Origin of the sequence: Paenibacillus sp. JDR-2, assembly GCF_000023585.1 — a bacterium.
Classification (GTDB): domain Bacteria; phylum Bacillota; class Bacilli; order Paenibacillales; family Paenibacillaceae; genus Pristimantibacillus.
Map to the genome: position 1 here is coordinate 2711644 of NC_012914.1, position 22436 is coordinate 2734079.

26 protein-coding genes and 1 riboswitch are annotated in these 22436 nt (G+C 51.1%); of the genes, 24 read left to right on the forward strand and 2 right to left on the reverse strand.

Annotation, left to right across the window (positions count from 1 at the left end; translation table 11 throughout):
• Positions 1–57 precede the first annotated feature (57 nt).
• The 10 genes from PJDR2_RS11865 (at position 58) to sigF (ending at position 8177) form a co-directional block, all read left to right on the forward strand.
• A complete protein-coding gene (locus PJDR2_RS11865) occupies positions 58–315 on the forward strand; it encodes a YqzK family protein (protein ID WP_265525130.1) in 258 nt (85 codons plus the stop codon).
• Positions 316–457: 142 nt separating this feature from the next.
• Positions 458–1348: a site-specific tyrosine recombinase XerD gene (gene xerD / locus PJDR2_RS11870; protein ID WP_015843932.1), complete on the forward strand. Its 891-nt coding sequence runs from the start codon at positions 458–460 to the stop codon at positions 1346–1348.
• 68 nt (positions 1349–1416) lie between these two features.
• Positions 1417–2601: a phosphopentomutase gene (deoB, locus tag PJDR2_RS11875; protein ID WP_015843933.1), complete on the forward strand. Its 1185-nt coding sequence runs from the start codon at positions 1417–1419 to the stop codon at positions 2599–2601.
• A gap of 25 nt (positions 2602–2626) precedes the next feature.
• Positions 2627–3457: a purine-nucleoside phosphorylase gene (locus PJDR2_RS11880; protein ID WP_015843934.1), complete on the forward strand. Its 831-nt coding sequence runs from the start codon at positions 2627–2629 to the stop codon at positions 3455–3457.
• Positions 3458–3566: 109 nt separating this feature from the next.
• Entirely contained in the window at positions 3567–3731 is a 165-nt protein-coding gene (locus tag PJDR2_RS11885; protein WP_015843935.1) for an aspartyl-phosphate phosphatase Spo0E family protein, read from the forward strand.
• Between the two features lie 27 nt (positions 3732–3758).
• Positions 3759–5087 carry a pyrimidine-nucleoside phosphorylase gene (locus tag PJDR2_RS11890; protein ID WP_015843936.1) on the forward strand — a complete coding sequence of 443 codons (1329 nt, stop codon included), beginning with the start codon at positions 3759–3761 and terminating at the stop codon, positions 5085–5087.
• A gap of 179 nt (positions 5088–5266) precedes the next feature.
• Positions 5267–6484 carry a D-alanyl-D-alanine carboxypeptidase family protein gene (locus PJDR2_RS11895; RefSeq protein WP_015843937.1) on the forward strand — a complete coding sequence of 406 codons (1218 nt, stop codon included), beginning with the start codon at positions 5267–5269 and terminating at the stop codon, positions 6482–6484.
• Positions 6485–6605: 121 nt separating this feature from the next.
• On the forward strand, positions 6606–6959 hold the full coding sequence (spoIIAA, locus tag PJDR2_RS11900; protein WP_015843938.1) for an anti-sigma F factor antagonist: 354 nt from the start codon (positions 6606–6608) through the stop codon (positions 6957–6959).
• Positions 6959–7402: an anti-sigma F factor gene (gene spoIIAB, locus PJDR2_RS11905; protein WP_015843939.1), complete on the forward strand. Its 444-nt coding sequence runs from the start codon at positions 6959–6961 to the stop codon at positions 7400–7402. Before spoIIAA ends, spoIIAB begins: the two co-directional genes overlap by 1 nt.
• Positions 7403–7421: 19 nt before the next feature.
• Entirely contained in the window at positions 7422–8177 is a 756-nt protein-coding gene (sigF, locus tag PJDR2_RS11910; protein WP_015843940.1) for an RNA polymerase sporulation sigma factor SigF, read from the forward strand.
• A 125-nt stretch (positions 8178–8302) separates the two neighbouring features.
• Here the strand turns inward: sigF and PJDR2_RS11915 are convergent, their stop codons facing one another.
• Positions 8303–8806: an AAA family ATPase gene (locus tag PJDR2_RS11915; RefSeq protein ID WP_015843941.1), complete on the reverse strand. Its 504-nt coding sequence runs from the start codon at positions 8804–8806 to the stop codon at positions 8303–8305.
• Entirely contained in the window at positions 8803–9321 is a 519-nt protein-coding gene (locus PJDR2_RS11920; protein ID WP_015843942.1) for a DNA topology modulation protein, read from the reverse strand. Before PJDR2_RS11920 ends, PJDR2_RS11915 begins: the two co-directional genes overlap by 4 nt.
• 166 nt (positions 9322–9487) lie before the next feature.
• Between PJDR2_RS11920 and PJDR2_RS11925 the strand changes: the two genes are divergently transcribed.
• The 14 genes from PJDR2_RS11925 to PJDR2_RS11990 all read left to right on the forward strand — a co-directional run bounded on the left by PJDR2_RS11925 (position 9488) and on the right by PJDR2_RS11990 (position 22405).
• Positions 9488–10138 (forward strand): stage V sporulation protein AA, encoded by a 651-nt coding sequence (locus PJDR2_RS11925; protein WP_015843943.1) that lies wholly within the window; start codon positions 9488–9490, stop codon positions 10136–10138.
• Positions 10125–10559, forward strand: coding sequence for a stage V sporulation protein AB (locus tag PJDR2_RS11930; RefSeq protein WP_015843944.1), 435 nt, complete (start codon positions 10125–10127; stop codon positions 10557–10559). The genes PJDR2_RS11925 and PJDR2_RS11930 overlap by 14 nt, the downstream gene beginning before the upstream one ends.
• A 31-nt stretch (positions 10560–10590) precedes the next feature.
• The gene (locus PJDR2_RS11935; RefSeq protein WP_015843945.1) at positions 10591–12234 is read left to right on the forward strand and encodes a spore germination protein; all 1644 of its coding nucleotides are present in this window, start codon (positions 10591–10593) and stop codon (positions 12232–12234) included.
• A 138-nt stretch (positions 12235–12372) separates the two neighbouring features.
• A complete protein-coding gene (lysA, locus tag PJDR2_RS11940; RefSeq protein WP_015843946.1) occupies positions 12373–13701 on the forward strand; it encodes a diaminopimelate decarboxylase in 1329 nt (442 codons plus the stop codon).
• Positions 13702–13754: 53 nt separating this feature from the next.
• Entirely contained in the window at positions 13755–14186 is a 432-nt protein-coding gene (locus PJDR2_RS11945) for a peptidylprolyl isomerase (protein WP_015843947.1), read from the forward strand.
• A 31-nt stretch (positions 14187–14217) separates the two neighbouring features.
• Positions 14218–14425, forward strand: a riboswitch (FMN riboswitch).
• A 246-nt stretch (positions 14426–14671) separates the two neighbouring features.
• The gene (ribD, locus tag PJDR2_RS11950) at positions 14672–15778 is read left to right on the forward strand and encodes a bifunctional diaminohydroxyphosphoribosylaminopyrimidine deaminase/5-amino-6-(5-phosphoribosylamino)uracil reductase RibD (protein ID WP_015843948.1); all 1107 of its coding nucleotides are present in this window, start codon (positions 14672–14674) and stop codon (positions 15776–15778) included.
• Between the two features lie 15 nt (positions 15779–15793).
• Positions 15794–16465 (forward strand): riboflavin synthase, encoded by a 672-nt coding sequence (gene ribE, locus PJDR2_RS11955; RefSeq protein WP_015843949.1) that lies wholly within the window; start codon positions 15794–15796, stop codon positions 16463–16465.
• Positions 16466–16500: 35 nt separating this feature from the next.
• Positions 16501–17658 (forward strand): 3,4-dihydroxy-2-butanone-4-phosphate synthase, encoded by a 1158-nt coding sequence (ribB, locus tag PJDR2_RS11960; protein ID WP_015843950.1) that lies wholly within the window; start codon positions 16501–16503, stop codon positions 17656–17658.
• 42 nt (positions 17659–17700) lie between these two features.
• Positions 17701–18171 carry a 6,7-dimethyl-8-ribityllumazine synthase gene (gene ribE, locus PJDR2_RS11965; protein ID WP_015843951.1) on the forward strand — a complete coding sequence of 157 codons (471 nt, stop codon included), beginning with the start codon at positions 17701–17703 and terminating at the stop codon, positions 18169–18171.
• A 76-nt stretch (positions 18172–18247) separates the two neighbouring features.
• Complete coding sequence (locus tag PJDR2_RS11970; protein WP_015843952.1) at positions 18248–19027, forward strand: segregation and condensation protein A; 780 nt, start codon at positions 18248–18250, stop codon at positions 19025–19027.
• Positions 18996–19616, forward strand: coding sequence for an SMC-Scp complex subunit ScpB (gene scpB, locus PJDR2_RS11975; RefSeq protein WP_015843953.1), 621 nt, complete (start codon positions 18996–18998; stop codon positions 19614–19616). Before PJDR2_RS11970 ends, scpB begins: the two co-directional genes overlap by 32 nt.
• Positions 19617–19841: 225 nt before the next feature.
• Complete coding sequence (locus tag PJDR2_RS11980; RefSeq protein WP_041613423.1) at positions 19842–20837, forward strand: methionine ABC transporter ATP-binding protein; 996 nt, start codon at positions 19842–19844, stop codon at positions 20835–20837.
• Positions 20834–21511, forward strand: a complete 678-nt coding sequence (locus PJDR2_RS11985) for a methionine ABC transporter permease (protein WP_015843955.1) — start codon at positions 20834–20836, stop codon at positions 21509–21511. The genes PJDR2_RS11980 and PJDR2_RS11985 overlap by 4 nt, the downstream gene beginning before the upstream one ends.
• A 45-nt stretch (positions 21512–21556) precedes the next feature.
• Positions 21557–22405, forward strand: coding sequence for a MetQ/NlpA family ABC transporter substrate-binding protein (locus PJDR2_RS11990; protein ID WP_015843956.1), 849 nt, complete (start codon positions 21557–21559; stop codon positions 22403–22405).
• Positions 22406–22436: the final 31 nt, after the last annotated feature.

Here is a 22436-nt window from a genome sequence, read left to right on the forward strand (position 1 = left end):
CGATTCTAGGCGCAATAAAAGGTATAACCCCAATGTCTCCTTCATAGATTGTTACGGATGGACAACCGTAAAAATAAAGGAGGAAGGCAGATGGTCCTCTCCCTGCGCAGATGGTTAAGCCGCATCTTGTTTGTTGTGATATTCACCTTGTTGCTACTGATCGTGACGGGCAGCTATCGTTGGCTGGTTGACGTGATTGCGCCCGTCCACCCTTATAGAGAACCTAAAGGCGCTGCGTTGAAAGTTTTTCAGGCAGATGCGGAAAAGGGGAGCATTACGGATCGGCTGAGGTGGTTTTATTGGTATGGGGAATGATATAACCTGTTATAAAATAAAAGCGAAAAAGCAGGATTTGAACAGCCGGTTGTGGAATAGTTGGTTAGCAGGATAACTTGCCCGCAGACAAGGGCCATAGTCCTATGGCCTTGATCATCCTTCTTGAACGAAAGGAATCGGCATGAAAGCTCAAGTAGAATCCTTTATACAATATTTAATGAACGAGCGCGCCTTATCCAGCAGTACGCTGGAGTCCTATGGACGTGACCTGCAAGGCTTGCTCGACTATCTGGAACAGCAATCGATTGCGAATGTGGCCGACGTTCATCGCCACCATTTGTCGCATTATTTACTGCGTCTGAAAGAGAGCGGACGCAAGACTTCGACGGTATCTCGGCATATTGCGTCCATACGCGCCTTTTTTCATTATTTGGCGGTCAATGGTTATATTCAGCTGAATCCCGCCATCTACATAGAGTCCCCCAAGCAGGAAAAGAAAGAACCCAGCGTGCTGTCGATGGAGAACGCCGGCCTGCTGCTTGAAACGCCTCAGCCGGTTACGGCTGCAGGGAAGCGGGACAAAGCGATGCTGGAACTCCTGTATGCCACAGGGATCCGGGTGTCCGAGCTGATTTCGCTTAATGTGGACAGCGTGAATTCGCAATTAAACATCATTCGATGCGTAGGCAGCGGCATGAAAGAACGGATTATCCCGTTTGGACGAATGGCTGCAGCTGCCCTTGACGATTATTTGCAGAATGGCAGGGCGGAGCTGCTCAGGCAATCGGAGGACGAGCCCGCTTTGTTCCTCAATCAGCTTGGTACGCGAATGACCCGGCAGGGCTTCTGGAAGATGGTTAAGAAATACGCGAAGGAAGCGGGAATTTCCGAAGAGATTACACCGCATACTCTGCGGCATTCGTTTGCGGCGCACCTGCTGGAGAACGGGGCTGATCTCCGGGCCGTCCAGGAGCTGCTTGGTCATGCGGATATTTCGACCACCCAGCGTTATACGAAGGTATCCAAGGTAAAAATGAAGGATATCTATTCGAATGCCCATCCCAGGGCATGATTGCAAGAATTGCAATCAAAAAGCTTGTTGCAATTCTTAGGTTTACGCTTACGTTTAGGAGGATACCCATGAAATTTGATCGTATTGCAGTAATCGTATTAGACAGCGTCGGCATCGGCGAATTGCCGGATGCGCCGTCCTTCGGAGACAGCGGCTCCCATACCCTTGGCCATATTATCGAACGCGTGCCTTCTGTCCAGCTCCCGAACCTGCGCCGCTGGGGGCTTGACCGGATCGCGAACCTTGCGGACTGGAAGCCGGAAGGGGAAGCTGCTGCTTATTATGGCAAAATGGCCGAGGTCTCGGTTGGCAAAGACACCATGACCGGCCATTGGGAGCTGATGGGGTTAAATATTACAGTGCCGTTCCAGACGTTCCCGGAAGGTTTTCCGGCCGAACTGATTCAGGCGTTTGAAGAACGTACCGGCCGCAAGGTGATCGGCAATAAGCCGGCCAGCGGCACCGAGATCTTGGATGAGCTAGGCGCGGAGCAGATGGAGACAGGGGCATGGATCGTCTATACATCCGCCGACAGCGTGTTCCAGATTGCGGCTCACGAGGAGATTATTCCGCTTGAGGAGCTGTACCGCGGCTGCGAAATCGCACGTGAATTAACGATGGACGAGCGGTTTGCCGTGGGCCGCGTTATTGCACGGCCTTATGTCGGATCCCCCGGCGCTTTCAAGCGTACGCCGAACCGTCACGATTATGCGGTAAAACCGCCTGAAGCAACCGTGCTGAACCTGTTGAAGGATAACGAGTTCGACACTATCGCTATCGGCAAGATTAACGATATCTTTGACGGTGAAGGTATTACGGCGACAACGTCGACGAAAAGCAACGCCGACGGGATTGCACGTACGATTGAAGCGTTGAAACAGCCGTTCAAAGGCTTGTTGTTCACCAATCTTGTTGATTTCGATTCCCTGTACGGACACCGGCGCGATCCGGAAGGTTACGCGAAAGCCCTGGAGGAGTTTGACCAGGCGGTACCGGAGCTCGAAAGCACGCTTGGGGAGCGCGACCTATTGATCGTCACGGCCGATCACGGCAATGACCCTATCCATCCGGGAACCGACCATACTCGCGAATATGTACCGATTCTGCTGTACAGCCCGGCATTCGCCAATCCGGAGCGGCTGGACGCAAGAGCAACCTTCTCGGATCTTGGCGCTACAATCGCCGATAATTTCGGCGTGCCGACACCGCCAAACGGCGCAAGCTTCTTAAGCTTGCTGAAGACAAAAGAGTAATAAGGATTAAGAGGAGGAACGAACGATGAGTTCAACTACAATGACAGCAGCACAGATTAAGGAGGCTGCTTCCTTTATCGCCGGCAAAGTACAGGTGAAACCGGAGATTGGCCTGATTATGGGCTCCGGCCTTGGCGTGCTAGGCGATCATATCGAAAACCCGGTTACGATCGATTATAGCGACATTCCTCATTTCCCGGTATCTACGGTAGAAGGCCATGCAGGGGAACTGGTAGTCGGAAACTTGTCCGGCAGAGCGGTAGTGCTTATGCGCGGCAGATTCCATATGTACGAAGGATACGGACCGGAGCTGACGGCATTTCCTGTTCGCGTTATGAAGGCGCTAGGCGTTACAGCCTTGCTGGTAACAAATGCCGCAGGCGGCGTGAACCTCGATTACGAAGCCGGTAACTTGATGCTGATCTCCGATCATCTGAACATGACGGGAAAAAACCCTCTGATCGGTCCTAACGATAATGAGCTTGGCGTAAGATTCCCGGATATGTCCGAGGCTTACAGCAAGCGTCTGCGCGCGATTGCCCGCGATACGGCGGCCAAACAAGGCCTCAAGCTGCAGGAAGGCGTTTATGCCGGTCTGCTTGGTCCAACATACGAGACGCCTGCCGAAATTCGCATGCTGCGCGTATTGGGTGCAGATGCTGTCGGCATGTCGACTGTTGCTGAAGTCATTGCTGCCCGACATTCCGGCATTGAAGTGCTTGGTATTTCCTGTATCAGCAATATGGCGGCAGGGGTGCTTGACCAGCCATTGTCGCATGACGAGGTTATAGAAACGACGGAACGCGTAAAAGCTGAATTTTTGGCGCTAGTGAAGGAAGTCATCCGACTTTTTTAGTAGATCTTTGTAATAAAAATGTAACAATTGGCTCGACGGAATATGACAGTATTTGATGGCGAGGTCGTCGTATAATGTCCATGATTATGCGATGATGGAGTGGAGAAAAGTGGACAAGCTATTACTCGTCGAAATCGAGCAGCTTAGAGGGAAAATGGTTGAAAAAGCAATGAAAAAGAAAACATTTGTACATCGTGAGGTGCTCCAGCTGAGTCAGATGCTGGACGAACTGATCGTTCGGCAACAAATGCTGCGAGCGCATTCTCATAAATGACTGCGTGGCAGAAACGGAGTGAATAACATGCGAGCGGTAGATCTAATACAAAAGAAGCGGGATGGCGGAGAGCTGACTGCAAAAGAATTGACGTTTCTGGTGGATGGCTATTGCGATGGGGACATTCCGGATTATCAGATGTCGGCTTGGGCTATGGCGGTACTCTTTCGGGGAATGACACCGGCCGAGACGGCGGCACTTACGCTTGCCATGGCTAATTCGGGAGACCAGGTAGACCTGGCTCCGATCGCCGGAGTGAAGGTAGACAAGCACAGCACGGGCGGAGTAGGCGACAAAACAACGCTGATTATTGCCCCGCTTGTTGCATCCGTCGGTGTTCCGGTTGCCAAAATGTCCGGCAGAGGACTTGGCCATACTGGGGGAACTATTGACAAATTGGAATCGATTGCAGGCTTTCAGACAGAGCTGACGAGGGAGAAATTCCTCGAACAAGTGAATGAGCTTGGATTGTCGGTTATCGGACAAAGCGGAAATCTGGCACCAGCAGACAAAAAGCTTTACGCGCTGCGGGATGTGACAGCTACCGTCGAATCCATTCCGTTAATAGCGAGCTCTGTCATGAGCAAGAAGATCGCGGCCGGTGCCGATGCCATCGTGCTGGATGTGAAGACGGGAAGCGGCGCTTTTATGAAGACCGTGGATGATTCCGAGAAGCTGGCCCAAGCTATGGTGGATATCGGTACCAAGGTCGGCCGTCAGACCGCTGCTGTAATAAGCGACATGGATCAACCGCTCGGCTTTGCTATCGGCAATGCGCTGGAAGTCCGGGAAGCAATCGAAACGCTGCAGGGCAATGGTCCTGCGGATCTTACCGAATTATGTCTTACTTTGGGCGCGCATATGGTTGTTCTTGGCGGAAAAGCTTCGACAGTTGCCGAAGCGAAAGGGCTGCTGCAAAGCCAGCTTGCTAATGGCGAAGCCTTAGCCAAGTTCAAGCAGTTTGTCTCCGCGCAAGGCGGCGACGTCTCGGTCGTAGATGATCTTGATCGGTTACCTCAGGCTGCGGAGCAAGCAGAGGTAAAAGCCGCTGCTGCAGGGTTTATCGCAGCGATTGACGCGGAAGAGCTTGGAATCGCCGCGATGCTGCTTGGAGCTGGACGGGCAACGAAGGACGCGTCTATAGACTATTCCGTCGGCATCACGATCCGCAAGAAGGTTGGAGATGCGGTCAGCGAAGGTGATACGCTTGCCGTGCTTCATACACGAGCCCAGGATCCTGCCGTGGAGGAAGTTATAGCTAAAGTCCGCGAAGCTTACACGATAGCGGCCGATAAGCCCGAAGAGCGTCCGCTTCTCTTGTCTGTTGTTACCGCAGAAGGAACGAAACGATATTAGTGCCGTTTAATAAACCGCCGTACTCCCTCAGGGAGTACGGCGGTTTTTGTTATGTTCGACATCTATTTACGTGGAATAATTTTCTTGAAAGAGGTCAAGACTGGAGAAGACAATATAGCCCAATTGCGGTGTAAAACTTATGCGACAAGAACCGCATCATCTTTGAAGGAGACCTGCACATGAAAAAAGTTTGTACGAAGCTGTTCATTCTATTCGCTGCATTTGCCCTAACCGCAATGCCAGCTGCTGCTAACGCCAATGCCGTAATTAGCGCGAAAGAGCCCGTTCCCGGTGCTCAAGGCCAACAGCAGCAGACCGCATCGCTTGATCTAGCACCCTCCGCGCGTTCCGCGGTCCTGATGGACGCGGACAGCGGAACCGTTATTTACGAGAAGGACAGCAACGTCAAGCTTCCTCCGGCGAGCATTACGAAGGTCATGACGATGCTGCTGATCATGGAAGCATTGGACGACGGGAAAATCAAACTGACCGACAAGGTGCCAACTAGCGAATACGCGGCTTCTATGGGCGGTTCTCAGATTTTCCTGGAACCCGGTGAAGAAATGACGGTTGACGAAATGCTGAAAGGGATCGCGATGGCTTCCGGCAACGATGCCTCTGTCGCTATGGCGGAAAAGCTTGCGGGATCGGAGCAGCAGTTTGTTGTAATGATGAATGAGAAAGCGCAGCAGCTGGGCTTGCAAAATACGCATTTTGCCAACTGTAACGGTCTGCCTGCAGCTGATCATTACACCTCCGCGCATGATATTGCAGTCATGTCGCGCGAGCTGCTGAAGCATTCCGAGATTACGAAATACACCGGGTCATACCAGGATTATTTGCGCAAGACTTCGGAGAAACCGTTCTGGCTCGTGAACACGAACAAGCTTGTAAGGTTCTACAGCGGAGCCGACGGTCTCAAAACTGGCTTCACGAATGAAGCGAAGTTCTGCTTAACGGCAACGGCCAAACGCGACAATCTGCGAGTGATCGCAGTCGTGATGGGCGAGCCAAACACCAAAACAAGAAATGCCGAAGTATCGCAAATGCTTGACTTCACTTTCGCGCAATACACGACCCATCCAATCTTCAAAGAAGGGGATACGATGGGCACAATCAAGGTCGAGAAGGGCGCAGTGCGCGAAATACCGCTGGTTGCTAAGCATCCTTACAGCATTTTGCTCAAAAAAGGAGCGGCAACGCAGGATATCCGTTATGAGCTGCAAATCGATCAACCGCTTAAAGCGCCGGTTGCGATCGGACAATCCATCGGCAAGCTTGTCGTCTACCAAGGCGACCAGGTTGTGAAGGAGTTCCCGGTAGACGCGCCTCAGTCGATTAATAAAGCCGGTTGGTTCAAGCTGCTGAAACGTTCCTTCGGAGGGCTCTTCTCTTAGCGCATTTTGTCAGCTTCTAGCGCTTCTCTTCTAGTTTTGTCGCCGTGCAGGAAACATGGGGATTCGCGGAGAAATCGTAGTGCGATCCAATAGCGAAGCCCAAAGGAGTTGAACGGCGACAATGAGTCTGCAAGCAGAACTGGAGCATTACCGTAATGTATTGATCGTGCGTCTCCGCGGAGAACTTGACCATCATACGGCGGATATTGTCCGCAACAAGATGGAGGCGGAGATCATGAGAGGGGAAAGCCACCACATTATTCTAAGCCTGAAGGATCTGCAGTTTATGGACAGCTCCGGATTAGGCGTCATTTTGGGCAGATACAAGCAGATTCGCAGCAAAGGCGGCAAAATGGTCGTATGCGACGTGAACCCGAGTGTCTACCGCCTGTTTGAAATGTCGGGCTTGTTTAAGATAATGAGCATTTACGACAATGAAAGAATGGCGATTTCTAGTCTGGAGGTGGTCTCGTAATGGGACGCAACGAAATGACGTTATCCTTTAGCGCCCGGTCTGAAAATGAGGCTTTTGCCCGTATTGCGGTGGCATCTTTCGTGTCGCAGCTGGACCCGACGCTTGAAGAACTGAACGATTTGAAGACGGCTGTGTCTGAAGCGGTTACGAATTCAATTATTCACGGTTACGACAGCGATCCTGCCGGCAAGGTAACCATTGAGGCCTCTATTGACGGGGACGTGGTATCTATTGCGATTTGGGATAATGGACGCGGTATCGAAGATCTGGAGTTGGCTCGCCAGCCGCTCTTTACCTCCAAGCCGGAAATGGAACGTTCGGGCATGGGCTTTACGATTATGGAAAATTTCATGGACCGTTTTGAAGTAACCAGTGAGCTGGGCCAAGGTACGCGGGTAGCTATGCTTAAGCGTATTGAATCGAAAAAAGCGCTGTATAACTAGCGTATAGGGGTTGAACCTCATGGATGTCGATTTGAAGCAAACGGCTCAGCCGTATTTGGATGATGCGGAAGTCAAACGCTTGATAGCGTTAAGCCAATCCGGCGATACGATCGCCCGGGATACGCTTGTTCAATGTAACATAAGATTGGTTTGGTCAGTCGTGCAGCGGTTTATCAACCGTGGTTACGAGCCGGAGGATTTGTTCCAAATCGGGTGTATCGGGCTGCTGAAGTCCGTCGATAAATTCGACCTGTCCTATGACGTGAAGTTCTCTACTTATGCGGTGCCGATGATTATCGGCGAGATTCAGCGCTTTTTGCGTGATGACGGTACGCTTAAGGTCAGTCGTTCATTGAAAGAGACGGCGAATAAGGTTCGGAAAATGAAGGATGAGCTGTCCAAGACGCTTGGCCGTCTGCCGACGGTCAGCGAAGTGGCGGATCGGCTTGGCATTACGCCGGAGGATGTGGTCTTCGCGCAGGAAGCGAATAAGCCGCCGACTTCCATTCATGAAACCGTATTCGAGAATGACGGTGATCCGATTACCCTGATGGATCAGATAGCGGACGATTCCCAGGAGCGCTGGTTCGATAAGCTCGCCTTGATCGAAGCGATTGAAGGCTTAAGCGAACGCGAGCGCCTGATCGTATACTTACGTTACTATAGGGATAAAACCCAATCCGAAGTCGCCAGCCGCTTGGGGATATCCCAGGTACAGGTGTCGAGGTTGGAGAAGAAAATTTTGCAGTCTATACGCGAACAAATTGCTCAATGAAATGGCAACTTGTTCGTCGTAAATACGCGAACAAATTGCTCAATGAAATGGCAACTTGTTCGTCGTAAATACGCGAACAAATTGCCCAATAGCCGCGAAAAAAAAGACCAAATGGCGCAACCTTTTCAAGGTGCTGCGAAGCCATTTGGTCTTTTCTTTTTCAACTCCTTGCAGCGGATAACTTTATCGCCATGCGTCTGCAGCTTGGCCTCAAACGCGGTTTTATTCCGCTCGAAATCGCTTGTCCACTTGAACATCATACGGAGCATATGAAAATCAGGCTTGTAATGACAAGGCTCGAGGCCAAGCTTTTGTTTCACGAAGCGGGATACGATTCTCCACAGGCGTACCTGAAGTGGTGTATCAACAAAAATAATTTTCTCCGCCATCTGGTAAAGGCATTGGTAGGAGTCACGGTCTGTCCCCTCAAATATCCATGCTCCGTTACGGTCGATTTCCATAAGTACTTCATGCTGCTCTTCGACTGTCCGCTTAGATCTCCCCGAATCAGTCTGATGATGAACGATAGCATCAAGCTCATACCAAGGGATTTGAAGCTGCTCGGATAAATGCTTGGCCAGAGTCGTTTTGCCGCTGGCCACGATGCCGACAATAAATATTTTGTTCATCCCCGGTCCTTTCCTAAGCTAGCCAAAAAACGCTTAGCCTCGCCTGGCGATTTCAGGATCACGATTTGCTTTTCTTCCGATAATTGCTGGAGTTTGTTAATGATTTCGGGTCTTTTTGTATTCGGATATTCCCAAATCCATTTCAAAAATTGCAAATCGATTTTTTCCTTGCAGCCTGCTCCCATGTCCGGTCTGGTTTTGTTCCGGTATTGAATGGATCTTTTGACTGCGCGGTACATGCATAACAATCTCGGGAAATCCAGATAAATAATCGTATCGGCGGCATTAAGCCGGATATCGAGCGTTCCTCCGTAGTTTCCGTCGATGATCCATTCCTCCCGATTGACCAGCTCATTTTGGACGATAATCTGCTCCTGCCGCGGTACGCCTACCCAATTCGGCTTCCAGAATAACGCATCCAAATGAGATACCTCCCGGTGAAGCGCTTGGCCAAGCTTTCGGGCCATGGTGGACTTGCCAGCTCCGCCCGATCCTATGATGGCAATTCGTTTCATTGTGTCCTCCTGAAGCCGTATATGTTCTTTACTAATTCCATCCTGCGGAGGTTATTCCTTGCGGGAGTTTCAATTTTTTACCTCTATAAGCATGACTATCCGATATCTCCTTTTCTCATACTAACAGGGAAGTAAACCCTTAGCGGGAACAAAGGAATGATGACAGATGGAAGCAACTGAGCCATCCGCCCTCTATCTGCGACTTAAGAAGAAAGTATGTATCCGGCCGGAGCGCAGCGTAACGCTGGGACAGGTATCGAGGCTGCTGGCGCCTAACGAGAAGCTGGAGCAGGAGCTTAGCGAGCTTGTGCTGTACCGCCATCATAAAGGGGACGGCAACCGGGTTGTCATTGATCTGCTTCAGATCGTGCGGGTAGTTAGGGAAGCGGCTCCGGGACTGTCCGTGGAAGCATACGGCGATCCGCAAGTACTTATCATGATATCCCCCAAACCACAAAAGCCGCGTATTGCCGTGCTTATTTTCGCCTGGCTTCTGCTCTTTTTCGGAGCGGGGCTTGCGATTATGAATTTCCACACGGATGTCAGCATGAAGGAGGTTCATATCCGGATTGTCGAGCTGCTGACCGGCAAGCGGACCGATCACCCTTTATGGTTCCAGATCCCGTATTCAATCGGAATTGGCCTAGGCATGATTCTGTTTTTTAACCATCTCTTCAAGAAGCGGTTCAACGAAGAACCCAATCCTCTGGAGGTGGAGCTGTATACGTATCAGGAAAATGTAAATGCCTACGTTATCGCGGACGAGATGCGCAAAAAAAACCGTCAGCATGGAGAGCGGGGCGATGACGATGGGTGATTGGCTGATGCACGTATTCGTCATGCTGCTCGGACTCTCCGGGGGGCTTGCGGTCGGGAGCGGACTGGTCGCCTTTCTGATTATACTCGATCTTATCCCGAGGCTTGCCCAGATCGCTTACGCTTATCGCGTATCCATATGGTTCGAGACGGCTGTCATTTGCGGTTCTATGTACTGGACCTTCGCTGATTTTATGGACTGGCGGTTGGCGCTGCCGAAGGCGATTATTCTGACCATTTCCGGTCTTATGACCGGTATGTTCGTCGGCATGCTGGCAGGAGCATTGACAGAGGTTATGAACGTGCTGCCGATTCTGGCGAAACGAATGAATCTATCCGATTATCTGGTTGGTCTTGTGATGGCAATGGTGCTGGGAAAAACACTGGGCTCTTTGTTTGATTGGCTGTATTTCCAGTGGTAGCAAGTAAAACAGACACGAAAGGTTGATGACGATGACGGACCGGGAGAAGGACCGGGAACAAAAAAACGGGGAACCCCCGTTTATGTACATACCGGAATCACAGAAAAACGAAGAACAGGGAATGGCAATCCCGACTCCTCCTTTTGAGTTAACCGAACGGACGGCTCAGCATGACCAGTCGCTTGCGAGACATGAAAAGGCGGACGGTGGTGAGGATGATGTTATCCCAGACAGTCTGGACGAGGTCTTCGAGCGTCTGGAGAACGAAGTCGGGTATAAAGTGAGCTTTGACATCGTCGTGCGGGAAATGACGTTTGGAGAAAGGCGTGTCGCCTTTTTCTACATGAATGGTTTGGCGAAGGATACGGTATTGACCGAAATTTTGAAGAGGCTTACTTATTTGCAGCCGGATGATATAACGGGCGATGCTTTTCATGATTTCCTGCACTTGTATGTGCCTGCGGCACAGGTAGAGAAAAAGGAAAAATGGAATGAAATGCTGACCTTTGTCTTGTCCGGCTCAACGGCGATGTTTATTGATAAAGAACCGCAAGCCATCATTATCGATGCCAAAGCCTTCCCGGCGCGCAATCCGGAGGAGCCGTCGCTAGAACGCGTTGTGCGCGGCAGCCGCGACGGCTTTGTCGAGACGCTGATGACGAACATTTCGCTCGTTCGCAGACGCTTGCGTGATCCCCAGCTCCGTTACGAGCTTCTCAGGGTCGGGGAGCGGACGCAGTCCGATATATGTATTGCTTATATTAACGACCTTGCGGATCCCGAGTTAGTCAAATCGATTAAGGATAAAATCAAACTGGTGCATATTGACGGGCTGCCGCTTGCGGATAAGCAGCTGGAGGAAGCAACCGTTCAACGGGGGTGGAATCCGTTCCCGCTCGTAAGGTATTCCGAGCGCCCGGATGTTGTTGCCGCCCATTTGCTGGAAGGCTCCGTTGTGGTATTCGTGGATACTTCGCCAAGCGCGATGCTTCTGCCGACAACCTTCTTTGACCTGATCCAGCATGCCGAGGAGAACCGGCAGACTCCGTTTATCGGAACCTATCTGCGGTGGGTCCGTTTTCTAGGGATTTTCTCTTCGTTGTTCCTGTTGCCTTTATGGCTCTTGTTCGTGGTCCATCCGGAGCTTAAGCCGCAGGCTCTAGCTTTCCTCGGACCGGAAAAAATCGGCAAGCTGCCGCTTATCGTACAGTTTCTGATCGTGGAAATTGGCGTTGATCTCATGAGGCTGGCTTCGGTGCATACGCCGTCCACGCTCGCCACGGCCGTTTCCCTCGTCGCGGCCATCATGGTTGGCGATATCGCGGTGAAGACCGGGCTTTTTATTAACGAGGTTATTCTCTATATGGCGATTGCGGCCATCGGGATGTTTGCGACGCCAAGCTATGAGCTGGGCCTTGCGAACCGGATCGTCAGGCTTGTGCTGATCGTCGCCGTCTCGTTGTTTAACGCGCCGGGATTTGTTATCGCTACGACTGCGATTCTGATGATGCTGTGCATGCAGCGTTCGTTCAACCGCCCGTATATGTGGCCGTTTATTCCGTTTGATTACAGAGCGATGATGAACATCATCCTGAGGAAGCCGGTACTTAAAAACCGGACTCGTCCAAACCTTCTCCGCCCGCAGCAAAGCGACAAAATGCCGCGGACCGAATAGAGGCCAAGAAATACAAATCAAATGTGAATTTATCCATTTCTCTCAAGGTTAGATTGCGATATACTGTGGCTATTGGTGCAAATCGTAATCAACTTCTATTACGTTCCTGTAGTAGATATCTGAGGGGGAGCATAATTCGTGTACTTACATGGCACAAGCAAAATTAATGCCCAGGGACATTTGGAGATTGGCGGAGTTGATGTAACGGATCTGGCGAAAGAGTACGGCACGCCGCTCTATATTGTCGACGAGACGCTTATTCGTCAACGGGCAAATGAATATGTATCCGCATTTAAGGAATCCGGCCTGAAATTCCAGGTTGCCTATGCAAGCAAAGCGTTCTCGGTTATGGCGATGTGCGCAATTGCCGATCAAGAAGGCTTGTCGCTCGACGTTGTATCCGACGGAGAGCTGTATACGGCTTTGCAAGCAGGTTTTCCAGCAGCCCGCATCCATTTCCACGGCAACAACAAAACGCCGGACGAAATCAACATGGCGCTGGACGCCAATATCGGTTGCTTCGTTGTAGACAACTTTGTAGAGCTGCGCATGCTGAATGCGCTTGCCGCAGACAAAGGCAAAAAAGTGAAAATCCTGTTCCGTATTACACCGGGCGTAGAAGCACATACGCATGAATATATATCGACTGGCCAAGAAGACTCGAAGTTTGGCTTTGATCTTGGCAATGGTGCAGCAAAGCAAGCAATCCAGGAAGCACTTGAGCTCTCGAACCTTGAAATTCTGGGCGTGCATTCCCATATCGGCTCCCAAATTTTCGAAGTTGACGGCTTCCGCATGGCAGTTGATAAAGTTGTAGCGTTCGCCGTTCAAATCCGCGACGAGCTGGGGCTTACCTTTAAGGTGATCAACCTTGGCGGCGGCTTTGGCATCCGTTACGTGGAAGGCGACACTCCGCTTCCTGTAGCCCAATATGTTGCCGCCATTACCGACGCGGTTATTTCGAATTTCTCGGCCGCGGAATTCCCGCTGCCTGAGATTTGGGTTGAGCCGGGCCGCAGCATCGTTGGTGATGCGGGCACAACTCTGTATACCGTAGGCACGATGAAAGACATCCCTGGCGTACGCAAATATATCGCGGTGGACGGCGGCATGATGGATAACCCTCGTCCTGCCCTGTATCAATCCCAGTACGAAGCGATCCTGGCGAACCGCGCTAACGAAGCCAATACGGAAACCGTTACAATCGCAGGCAAAGCTTGCGAGAGCGGCGACAAGCTCATTATCGACCTTGAGCTGCCAAAAGCGGAAACGGGCGACTTGCTTGCCGTCTCCTGCACAGGCGCTTATAACTACTCGATGGCGAGCAACTACAACCGTTTCCGCCGTCCTGCCGTTGTCTTCGTAAAAGACGGCCAATCCGACCTTGTTGTACAGCGGGAATCGCTCGAAAATATCGTCGGTAACGACGTAATTCCGGCAAGACTTCTCAAATCGCTTGCTAAGTGAGGGAGATTTTTGGTAACGTAGTCTTATTCGACATAGAAAGGTAGATGTTACACATGGCTAAACAAGCAAAAATCACACTTGAGAACGGTGCAGAAGTTATTCTCGACCTGTTCGAACAAGATGCTCCAAATACGGTAGCAAACTTCGAAAAGCTTGCAAACGAAGGTTTCTATAACGGCGTGGTATTCCACCGCGTTATTCCTGGCTTCGTTGCGCAAGGCGGTTGCCCTAACGGTACTGGCACAGGCGGTCCTGGCTACACGATCAATTGCGAGATCAACCCGAACAAACATGAGCGCGGTTCGCTCGCAATGGCACACGCAGGCCGCAACACAGGCGGAAGCCAGTTCTACATTGGCTACCAGCCGCAGCCGCATCTTGACGGCCAACATACGGTATTTGGCAAAGTTGCCAAAGGCATGGAGCATGTTGACGCGTTTAAAGGACGCGACAAAATGCAAAAGGTTGAAGTTTACGAAGTTTAATGTTAAGATACTAACAAATTTATAGTTTGTGGCTTACCTTCGGGGCAGGGTGAAAATCCCAACCGGCGGTGATCGAGCGGCGTCTGCACAACAGGAGTCACCTGCGTGCGGCGCTTTCTCGTCAGTCCGTGACCCGGGCCATCCCATGCAAGAGCGATTCATCGCATTGCGCGGGAAGGAACGGTGGACCTGGTGCAAATCCGGGACCGACAGTATAGTCTGGATGGGAGAAGGGGACACATTTGATGCGTTTGCGTATGAGCGTTCATGCTTATTTTTCTTGTGCTTATTTTCACAAGTGGGATAGGTTTGTTTGAAATATAAGAAAGTATTACTGGACTTATATTTCATCCGCGAAAGGTTTGCGGTTCTTTTTTGGAGCTGCATAGCCGTTTGTGTATGAATAGCTTTATTTTGCAAGCATGGAATGGTTATTTTTCCCACCCCCGTTGGCTAAGCTGGCTAATGGGGGTGTTTTTGCATTTATGGAAATTTTAAACGATTCGTATTATATGAGTCTTGCTCTTGAACTCGCCGCTAAAGCCTCCGGGCAGACCGGCATTAATCCGGTTGTTGGCTGCGTTGTTGTGAAGGACGGACGGATTATTGGCGTTGGTACCCACCTTAAGCGGGGAACAGGTCACGCAGAGGTACACGCGCTGCAGATGGCCGGTGACGAAGCGGAAGGGGCAACGGTGTATGTAACCCTTGAGCCGTGCAGCCATTATGGCAAAACACCGCCATGCTGCGAGCGCATTATTAATGCAAAGGCTGCTCGTGTCGTTGTGGCGACCACTGATCCCAATCCGCAGGTTGCGGGCAGAGGGATCGCGCGTCTCCGGGAGGAAGGCATCGAAGTTGAGGTTGGTCTGCTTGAAGAACAATCCCGGAGCATGAACGAGAAATTCAACAAATACATTACGTCCCGGCTGCCTTATGTAACGTTAAAGACGGCAAGCACGCTGGATGGGAAAATTGCTTCCCATACGGGAGACAGCCGCTGGATTACGGGTTCTACCGCACGCGAGCAGGTGCATACGCTGCGCCACCAGCACGAGGCGATTATGGTGGGCATTGGTACTTTGCTTGCGGATGATCCTCAACTGACGACCCGCGCGGCTGTTCCCGCGATTCATCCGGTTCGGATTATTGTGGACAGTCAGCTTCGCCTGCCGCTGGATGCTAGAGTAGTGACGGACGGCTTAGCCCGCACGATTGTACTCGCATCTGCGAAGGCTGATCCTTCTCGAGAGCAGGCGCTGACCGAAGCCGGCGTCGAAGTCATCCGCTGCGGTGACGGAGAGCAGGTTGTTCTGGCTGAAGCAATGCGCAAGCTTGGCGAGCTGGAGATTGGTTCGATTCTGCTGGAGGGCGGCGGCAAACTTAACGGGGCTATGCTGGAAGCCGGATTAATCGATAAGATTATGATCTACATGGCAGTAAAGATTATCGGCGGGCTTGACTCCCCCGGCACCTTTACGTTCGCCGGGTTCGAGAAAATGTCGGAGGCCATTGAACTGGATCATGTGAAGGTGGAAATGGCAGGAGAAGATATTTGTATATCGGGATATCCTGTATACGGTAATGAATAGATTGGGGGAGTGCCCGTGTTTACCGGCCTGGTTGAGGAAGTTGGCACTTTAAGACGGGTTAAGAAACAAGGCGAAGCGATGGTTCTGACGGTAGAAGCTTCAAAGGTTACGGAAGGGGTTGCCCTTGGCGACAGCATTTCCGTAAACGGCGTGTGTTTAACCGTCATTTCCTTCGACCGGACATCGTTTGATGCGGATGTCATGCCGGAGACATACCGGAAGTCCAATCTGCATCAGCTCCGCCCGGGCCAGGACGTGAATCTGGAGCGGGCAATGCTGGCCGGAGGCCGATTCGGCGGTCACATCGTGCAGGGGCATGTCGACGGAGTTGGCATGATCACCGGCCGGGAGACGGATGCGAATGCGGTTGTGTTCGCCATTCGGCTGTCTGACGACGAAATGATGCGGTATGTCATTCCTAAGGGTTCTATTACGATTGATGGGATCAGCTTAACGGTGGTCAGTACCAATGCCACAGGCTTCTCGGTATCGGTGATCCCGCATACCTTGGGGGAAACCGCGCTGATGAACAAGAAAGCCGGCGATTCGGTCAATATCGAATGCGATGTCATCGGCAAATACGTCGATCATCTTCTGCATTACAAACCCGCCGGCAGTTCAGGTTCTTCCGGGCGGACGGAATCAAAGCTTAGCGCAGCCTTTTTAAGCGAGAATGGTTTTCTATAAATACTAGGGTAACCGGATAGCAGGGAGGGAAATTGATGAATAGACAAGAGCTGGAACTGCAAGAAAATGTGTTTGACTCGATGGAAGCCGCGCTGGAGGATTTGAAAGCAGGCAAGCCGATTATCGTAGTAGACGACGAAGACCGCGAGAACGAGGGGGATTTGATTGCCCTGGCGGAGACCGCGTCTCCTGAAGTTATTAATTTCATGATTACGGAAGCACGCGGCCTGGTCTGTGTCCCTATTACGCGGGAACGCGCCGAGCAGCTTGATCTGCCGCCGATGGTCCAGCATAATACGGATTACCATGGCACAGCCTTTACGGTATCCGTGGATCACGTATCCACGACGACGGGTATCTCAGCCTATGAACGCTCGCAGACGGTCAAATCATTGATTGACCCAACGACGAAAGCAACGGATTTCCGCAAGCCGGGACATATTTTCCCGCTGGTTGCGAAGGATGGCGGCGTCATTCGCCGCGCGGGCCATACGGAAGCCGGAATCGACCTTGCCCGCATGTGCGGCTCGGAGCCTGCGGCAGTCATTTGCGAGATTATTAAAGAGGATGGGACGATGGCCCGTCTTCCGGATCTGATCGCATTCAAAGAGAAGCATAACCTGAAGCTGATCACCATCCAAGGAATGATTGCTTACCGCAACGCCAAGGAAAAGCTTGTTGACCGCATCGTAGAGGTTGATATGCCGACGGACTTCGGGAATTTCCGGGCGATTGCCTTCTCTAATCAGGCAGACGGCAAAGAGCATATCGCGTATGTCAAAGGCCGGATAGATCCGGAGAAGCCTGTGCTTGTCCGCGTTCATTCGGAATGCCTGACAGGGGATGTCTTCCATTCACACCGCTGCCAATGCGGGCCGCAGCTGCAGTCGGCGCTTGAGCAAATCAATGAAGAAGGCAGCGGCATTCTTCTTTACATGCGTCAGGACAGTCAAGAGCTTGTAAATAAGCTGAAGAATTATTCCCAGCTCGATCAGGGCGGGGACAAAAAAGATGCCAAGCCTAAGATGGATCTTCGCGATTACGGCGTGGGGGCACAAATACTGCGAGACCTTGGCGTCCGCCAGATGCGGCTGCTCACGAATAACCCGCGCAAGATCAGAGGCCTCGAAGGCCATGGAATCGAGATCGTTGAACGGGTGCCGATTGAAATCCGCGAAGCCGGCAAGAAGTAAAGCAAGCCAAAATATTAGTCATAATGACCAGGAGGGCTTAACATGCCAAACGTATTTGAAGCAAGCGTAGTATCGGAAGGACTTAGATTTGGGGTAGTTGTTGGACGTTTTAACGAATTTATCTCGGGTAAGCTGCTCAGCGGTGCGCTTGACGGCTTCAAACGCCATGGCGCGCAAGACAACGATGTGGATATCGCTTGGGTACCGGGCGCATTTGAAATTCCTCTTATCGCGCAAAAAATGGCGGAAAGCGGAAAGTACGATGCCGTTATCACGCTTGGCGCCGTTATCCGGGGATCAACTCCGCACTTTGATTACGTGTGCAACGAAGCTGCGAAAGGCGTTGCCGCAATCGCCCTGAAAACAGGCGTGCCAACGATTTTTGGCGTATTGACGGTGGATTCGATCGAGCAAGCCATTGAGCGTGCGGGCACAAAAGCCGGAAATAAAGGCTATGAAGCGGCTGTTTCTGCAATAGAGATGGCAAATTTGTCGAAATTACTGCATAATTAGAGTAATAGCTCAAATTATGCTGCGTTACTTGTTATAGGACGTCAGCCATTTGCGCATGGCAGGGGGATCGTAAGAAGTGACGATGCATTACAAGTTGGAATCCTTTGAAGGACCGCTCGATTTGCTGCTTCATCTTATCGATAAGTCAGAAATCGACATCCATGAGGTTTCGATTAGTGAAATAACGGATCAATACATGGATTACTTAAATGCGATGAAGGAATTGGAGCTGGAGCTGACAAGCGAATTCCTTGTTATGGCGGCAACGCTGCTTGCCATCAAGAGCAATCAGCTGCTGCCCAAACCTCCCGTCTTCGAGGACTTCTATGAAGAATGGCCGGATGACGGCCTTGATCCGAGGGACGAGCTTATTCAGAAGCTGGTCGAATATCGTAAATTCAAGCAAATTGCAGAGCAGCTTCGGGAGAAGGAACTGGAGCGCAGCCTTATTTATTCCCGCGAGCCGGATGATATGACGCCGTATATGAAAGAAGAGATCGTCAATCCGCTTGAGGGCTTGCATATCTCCGATCTGATTGCCGCATTCCAGCGGGCGCTGCGCAGAGCGGCGCGCCGCAACATCGTGGCAACCGTGCAACGGGATGAAATCTCGGTTAAGGACCGGATTCGGGATATTGTTGAAGTCCTGAAGCAGTTCGAGATCGTACGGTTCTCCCGTCTGATCCGCGAGAATATGAACAAGCATGAGGTTGTTGTGACGTTCCTTGCTATTCTGGAGTTGATGAAGATGAAACATATTCGCTGCTTCCAGCATCAGCTGTTTGATGATATCGTCATTCATTGGAGAGGAGAAGCGGCGGACAATGGATTATCCGAAGTTGAAATCGATTATTGAAGGCCTGTTGTTTATGGCAGGCGACGAAGGACTAAACAAACGGCAGCTAGCCGATATTTTGCAGCTTGAAGCTGATCTGGCGGCCGATCTTGTGTACGATCTTCACAGGGATTTGGCTCGCGAGCAGCGCGGGGTGCAGGTAACGGAGGTAGCCGGGGCATACCGGATGACTACGAATCCGGACCACGCCACCTACTTTGAGCGCATGGCGTATACGCCGACGCGTTCCCAGCTGTCGCAGGCAGCGCTTGAGACCTTGTCCATTGTGGCTTATCGCCAGCCGATTACCCGTATCGACATTGAGGAGATCCGGGGCGTCAAGAGCGACCGGGCGATTCAATCGCTTGTGTCCAAGGATTTAATTGAGGAGGTCGGACGGGCCGAGGCAATCGGCAGGCCGATTTTGTACGGAACAACGAAATCATTCCTGGATTATTTTGGATTGCCGAATATTAAAGCCTTGCCGGAACCTAAACAAGTCGATATCGAAGAGGCGCTCGAGGAACAGACGCAAATGCTGTTCGAGCGTTTGGGCGAACGCCAAACAACGATTGACGAGTTTATTCCGGTTCATGAAGACAAGGAATAAACGGAATGTCAGGTTTTTCTAAAGAATGGTCGAAATGTTGAACAATTGGTCCGTTATTTCCCGCAGAAGCGGGATAACGGACTTTTTTACTTTTTTATCTAGTGACAATCGCGATGAAAGTTGGTTATAATGGCGGTTGTTCTTTTTATAAAGGAAAGGATGAACCTGTTTGATCAGGGGATTCTAGCAGTAATGGCATACGATGGATAGCAGGAGGTAATACCACTGATTGAGCTTCTGGACATAAGAAAAACTTACGGAAATAGCGTGGAAGCTGTTAAAAATATAAGCCTGACCATTAATAAAGGTGAAATATTCGGCATTATCGGACATTCCGGGGCAGGCAAGAGCACCTTGCTCCGTTGCGTGAATTTGCTGGAGCGCCCAACATCGGGGACGGTTAAGGTAGGCGAAGTGGAGCTGACCCGGCTGTCGTCCACGCAGCTGCAGAAGGAACGCCGCAGAATCGGAATGATTTTTCAGCACTTTAATCTCTTGTCGATGGCGACTGTTCGCGATAATATCGCGTTTCCGCTTGAGCTTGCGAAGATGCCAAGGGCTGCAGTAAAGCAACGGGTAGACGAGCTGCTTAAGCTGGTAGGGCTGGAGCAGCATGCGGATAAATATCCGGCGCAGCTCTCGGGTGGCCAGAAGCAGCGCGTGGGGATCGCCAGAGCGCTGGCGAACAATCCTGATGTGCTGCTGTGCGACGAGGCTACCTCGGCGCTTGATCCGCAGACGACAAACGCGATTTTGTCGCTTCTGATGGACATTAATCAAAAGCTGGGCATCACGATTCTGCTTATTACGCACGAGATGCATGTCATCCGCTCGATCTGTGACCGCGTTGCCGTTATTGACGGCGGCGAGATCGTCGAGATGGGGGATGTTCTGGATGTCTTCCTGAAGCCGCAGCATTCGATTACGAAGGATTTCGTCAGCCAGATTGCGGACTCCTTCGATCCGCGTGAGCTTATTGATACGAGGAGCGGCCGTCTCATCAAAATCAATTACGTTGGCGAGATTACGTACGAGCCGCTTTTGTTTAACGCGGTCAAATCAACCTCCGTTCAGTTTACGATCCTGCAAGGAACCGTCTCCCGCATGAAGAATACGCCTTACGGACAGCTGGTCATCGAGTTTATCGGCGATAACGGAGAGATTGACAGGGTGCTTGACGAGCTTCGGGCGAAAGGGCTGGAAGTAGGTGATTTGAAATGATGCTGAAGCAGAAGATTGACTGGAGCCAGGTGCGCTGGGAAGATATTTGGCCGGCAACCAAAGACACCTTGACGATGATTGGCGCTTCGCTGATATTTACCGTCATTCTCGGCTTGTTAATCGGGATCATACTTTTCTTGACTTCCCGAAAACAGCTGCTTGAACAGCCTATCGTGTACGGTTTGTTATCGTTTGTAGTTAATATCCTGCGATCGGTACCGTTTGTCATTCTAATGATTCTGATTATGCCGATGACAAAGATTCTGACCGGTACGACCCTAGGCGTACAGGGCACGATTCCGCCGCTTGTTGTTGCGGCAGCGCCGTTTTTCGCCAGACTGGTGGAAACATCTCTCCGCGAAGTGGACAAAGGCGTTATCGAAGCAGCGCAGGCGATGGGCGCTTCCAGATGGGATATCGTCAGACGCGTCCTGCTGCTTGAAGCAAGACCGGGCTTGCTGGCGGGAATTACGATTACGGCGGTAACGCTTGTGTCTTATACGGCTATGGCCGGCGTTATTGGCGGCGGCGGTCTCGGTGATCTTGCCCTGCGCTACGGTTATCAAAGATTCCAGCTTAGCGTTATGATCGTAACGGTAGCCATGCTCATTATTTTGGTTCAACTCCTGCAGATGGTAGGCGACCATTTGGTTCGCCGGTTTAGCCGGAAGTAAGGTGGACATCATAGAAGCAACATACAGAAGGTGGAGGAAACGGAAATGAAGAAATTTGGTTTTATCCTGCTTGCCCTTACGCTTGTCATTGCGTTATCCGCATGCGGCGCTAAGAAGGAAGAGAGCAATACGAACAACACTTCTGCCGGCAATGGCGGCAATGAAGTAAAAGAAGTAACCTTGAAGGTTGGCGCAACTCCGGTGCCGCACGCGGAAATTCTTAATTTCATCAAGCCTGCTTTGAAGGAACAAGGCATTAATCTTGAAGTTGTAGAATTCAACGATTATGTTCAACCGAATACGCGACTGTACGAGAAAGAACTGGACGCAAACTTCTTCCAGCATACGCCGTACCTTGACCAATTCAACAAAGACAAGGGTTATGATCTTGTAAGCGTTGCGGGCGTTCACATTGAGCCAATGGGCGCTTATTCCAAAAAAATCAAAAGCGCGGATGAACTGAAAGACGGCGCTAAAGTGGTAATTCCAAACGACCCGACAAACGGAGGCCGTGCGCTTCAACTGCTTGCTGCTAATAATGTTATCAAGCTGAAAGACGGCGTTGGCGTTGCAGCTACCGTGCACGACATTACCGAAAATCCGAAAAACCTGAAAATTACCGAGGTAGAAGCCGCTACTCTTCCGCGCGTTTTGGGAGAAGTCGATCTTGCTCTGATCAACTCCAACTTTGCGCTCGAAGCGGATCTTGTTCCTTCGAAGGATGCTATCTTCATCGAAGGCAGCGATTCGCCTTACGTAAATATTCTGGTTGCCCGTCCGGACAACAAAGATTCCGACGCCATGAAGAAACTGGCTGCGGCTTTGCAATCCCCGGATGTGAAGAAATTTATCGAAGACAAATATGCGGGCGCGATTGTTCCCGCGTTTAAATAATCCGTATTTTAAATAAACCGTGCATTAATCT

What these genes read in the sequence shown, in the direction of transcription:
- ribD (WP_015843948.1), top strand. Translation starts at nt 14,672, where the DNA reads ATGGAAATTTTAAACGATTCGTATTATATGAGTCTTGCTCTTGAACTC.
- PJDR2_RS11865 (WP_265525130.1), top strand. Translation starts at nt 58, where the DNA reads ATGGACAACCGTAAAAATAAAGGAGGAAGGCAGATGGTCCTCTCCCTG.
- PJDR2_RS11985 (WP_015843955.1), top strand. Translation starts at nt 20,834, where the DNA reads ATGATGCTGAAGCAGAAGATTGACTGGAGCCAGGTGCGCTGGGAAGAT.
- sigF (WP_015843940.1), top strand. Translation starts at nt 7,422, where the DNA reads ATGGATGTCGATTTGAAGCAAACGGCTCAGCCGTATTTGGATGATGCG.
- PJDR2_RS11895 (WP_015843937.1), top strand. Translation starts at nt 5,267, where the DNA reads ATGAAAAAAGTTTGTACGAAGCTGTTCATTCTATTCGCTGCATTTGCC.
- PJDR2_RS11930 (WP_015843944.1), top strand. Translation starts at nt 10,125, where the DNA reads ATGACGATGGGTGATTGGCTGATGCACGTATTCGTCATGCTGCTCGGA.
- PJDR2_RS11935 (WP_015843945.1), top strand. Translation starts at nt 10,591, where the DNA reads ATGACGGACCGGGAGAAGGACCGGGAACAAAAAAACGGGGAACCCCCG.
- PJDR2_RS11920 (WP_015843942.1), bottom strand. Translation starts at nt 9,321, where the DNA reads ATGAAACGAATTGCCATCATAGGATCGGGCGGAGCTGGCAAGTCCACC.
- PJDR2_RS11990 (WP_015843956.1), top strand. Translation starts at nt 21,557, where the DNA reads ATGAAGAAATTTGGTTTTATCCTGCTTGCCCTTACGCTTGTCATTGCG.
- deoB (WP_015843933.1), top strand. Translation starts at nt 1,417, where the DNA reads ATGAAATTTGATCGTATTGCAGTAATCGTATTAGACAGCGTCGGCATC.
- spoIIAB (WP_015843939.1), top strand. Translation starts at nt 6,959, where the DNA reads ATGGGACGCAACGAAATGACGTTATCCTTTAGCGCCCGGTCTGAAAAT.
- spoIIAA (WP_015843938.1), top strand. Translation starts at nt 6,606, where the DNA reads ATGAGTCTGCAAGCAGAACTGGAGCATTACCGTAATGTATTGATCGTG.
- ribE (WP_015843951.1), top strand. Translation starts at nt 17,701, where the DNA reads ATGCCAAACGTATTTGAAGCAAGCGTAGTATCGGAAGGACTTAGATTT.
- PJDR2_RS11915 (WP_015843941.1), bottom strand. Translation starts at nt 8,806, where the DNA reads ATGAACAAAATATTTATTGTCGGCATCGTGGCCAGCGGCAAAACGACT.
- PJDR2_RS11890 (WP_015843936.1), top strand. Translation starts at nt 3,759, where the DNA reads ATGCGAGCGGTAGATCTAATACAAAAGAAGCGGGATGGCGGAGAGCTG.
- scpB (WP_015843953.1), top strand. Translation starts at nt 18,996, where the DNA reads ATGGATTATCCGAAGTTGAAATCGATTATTGAAGGCCTGTTGTTTATG.
- xerD (WP_015843932.1), top strand. Translation starts at nt 458, where the DNA reads ATGAAAGCTCAAGTAGAATCCTTTATACAATATTTAATGAACGAGCGC.
- PJDR2_RS11945 (WP_015843947.1), top strand. Translation starts at nt 13,755, where the DNA reads ATGGCTAAACAAGCAAAAATCACACTTGAGAACGGTGCAGAAGTTATT.
- PJDR2_RS11880 (WP_015843934.1), top strand. Translation starts at nt 2,627, where the DNA reads ATGAGTTCAACTACAATGACAGCAGCACAGATTAAGGAGGCTGCTTCC.
- PJDR2_RS11925 (WP_015843943.1), top strand. Translation starts at nt 9,488, where the DNA reads ATGGAAGCAACTGAGCCATCCGCCCTCTATCTGCGACTTAAGAAGAAA.
- ribB (WP_015843950.1), top strand. Translation starts at nt 16,501, where the DNA reads ATGAATAGACAAGAGCTGGAACTGCAAGAAAATGTGTTTGACTCGATG.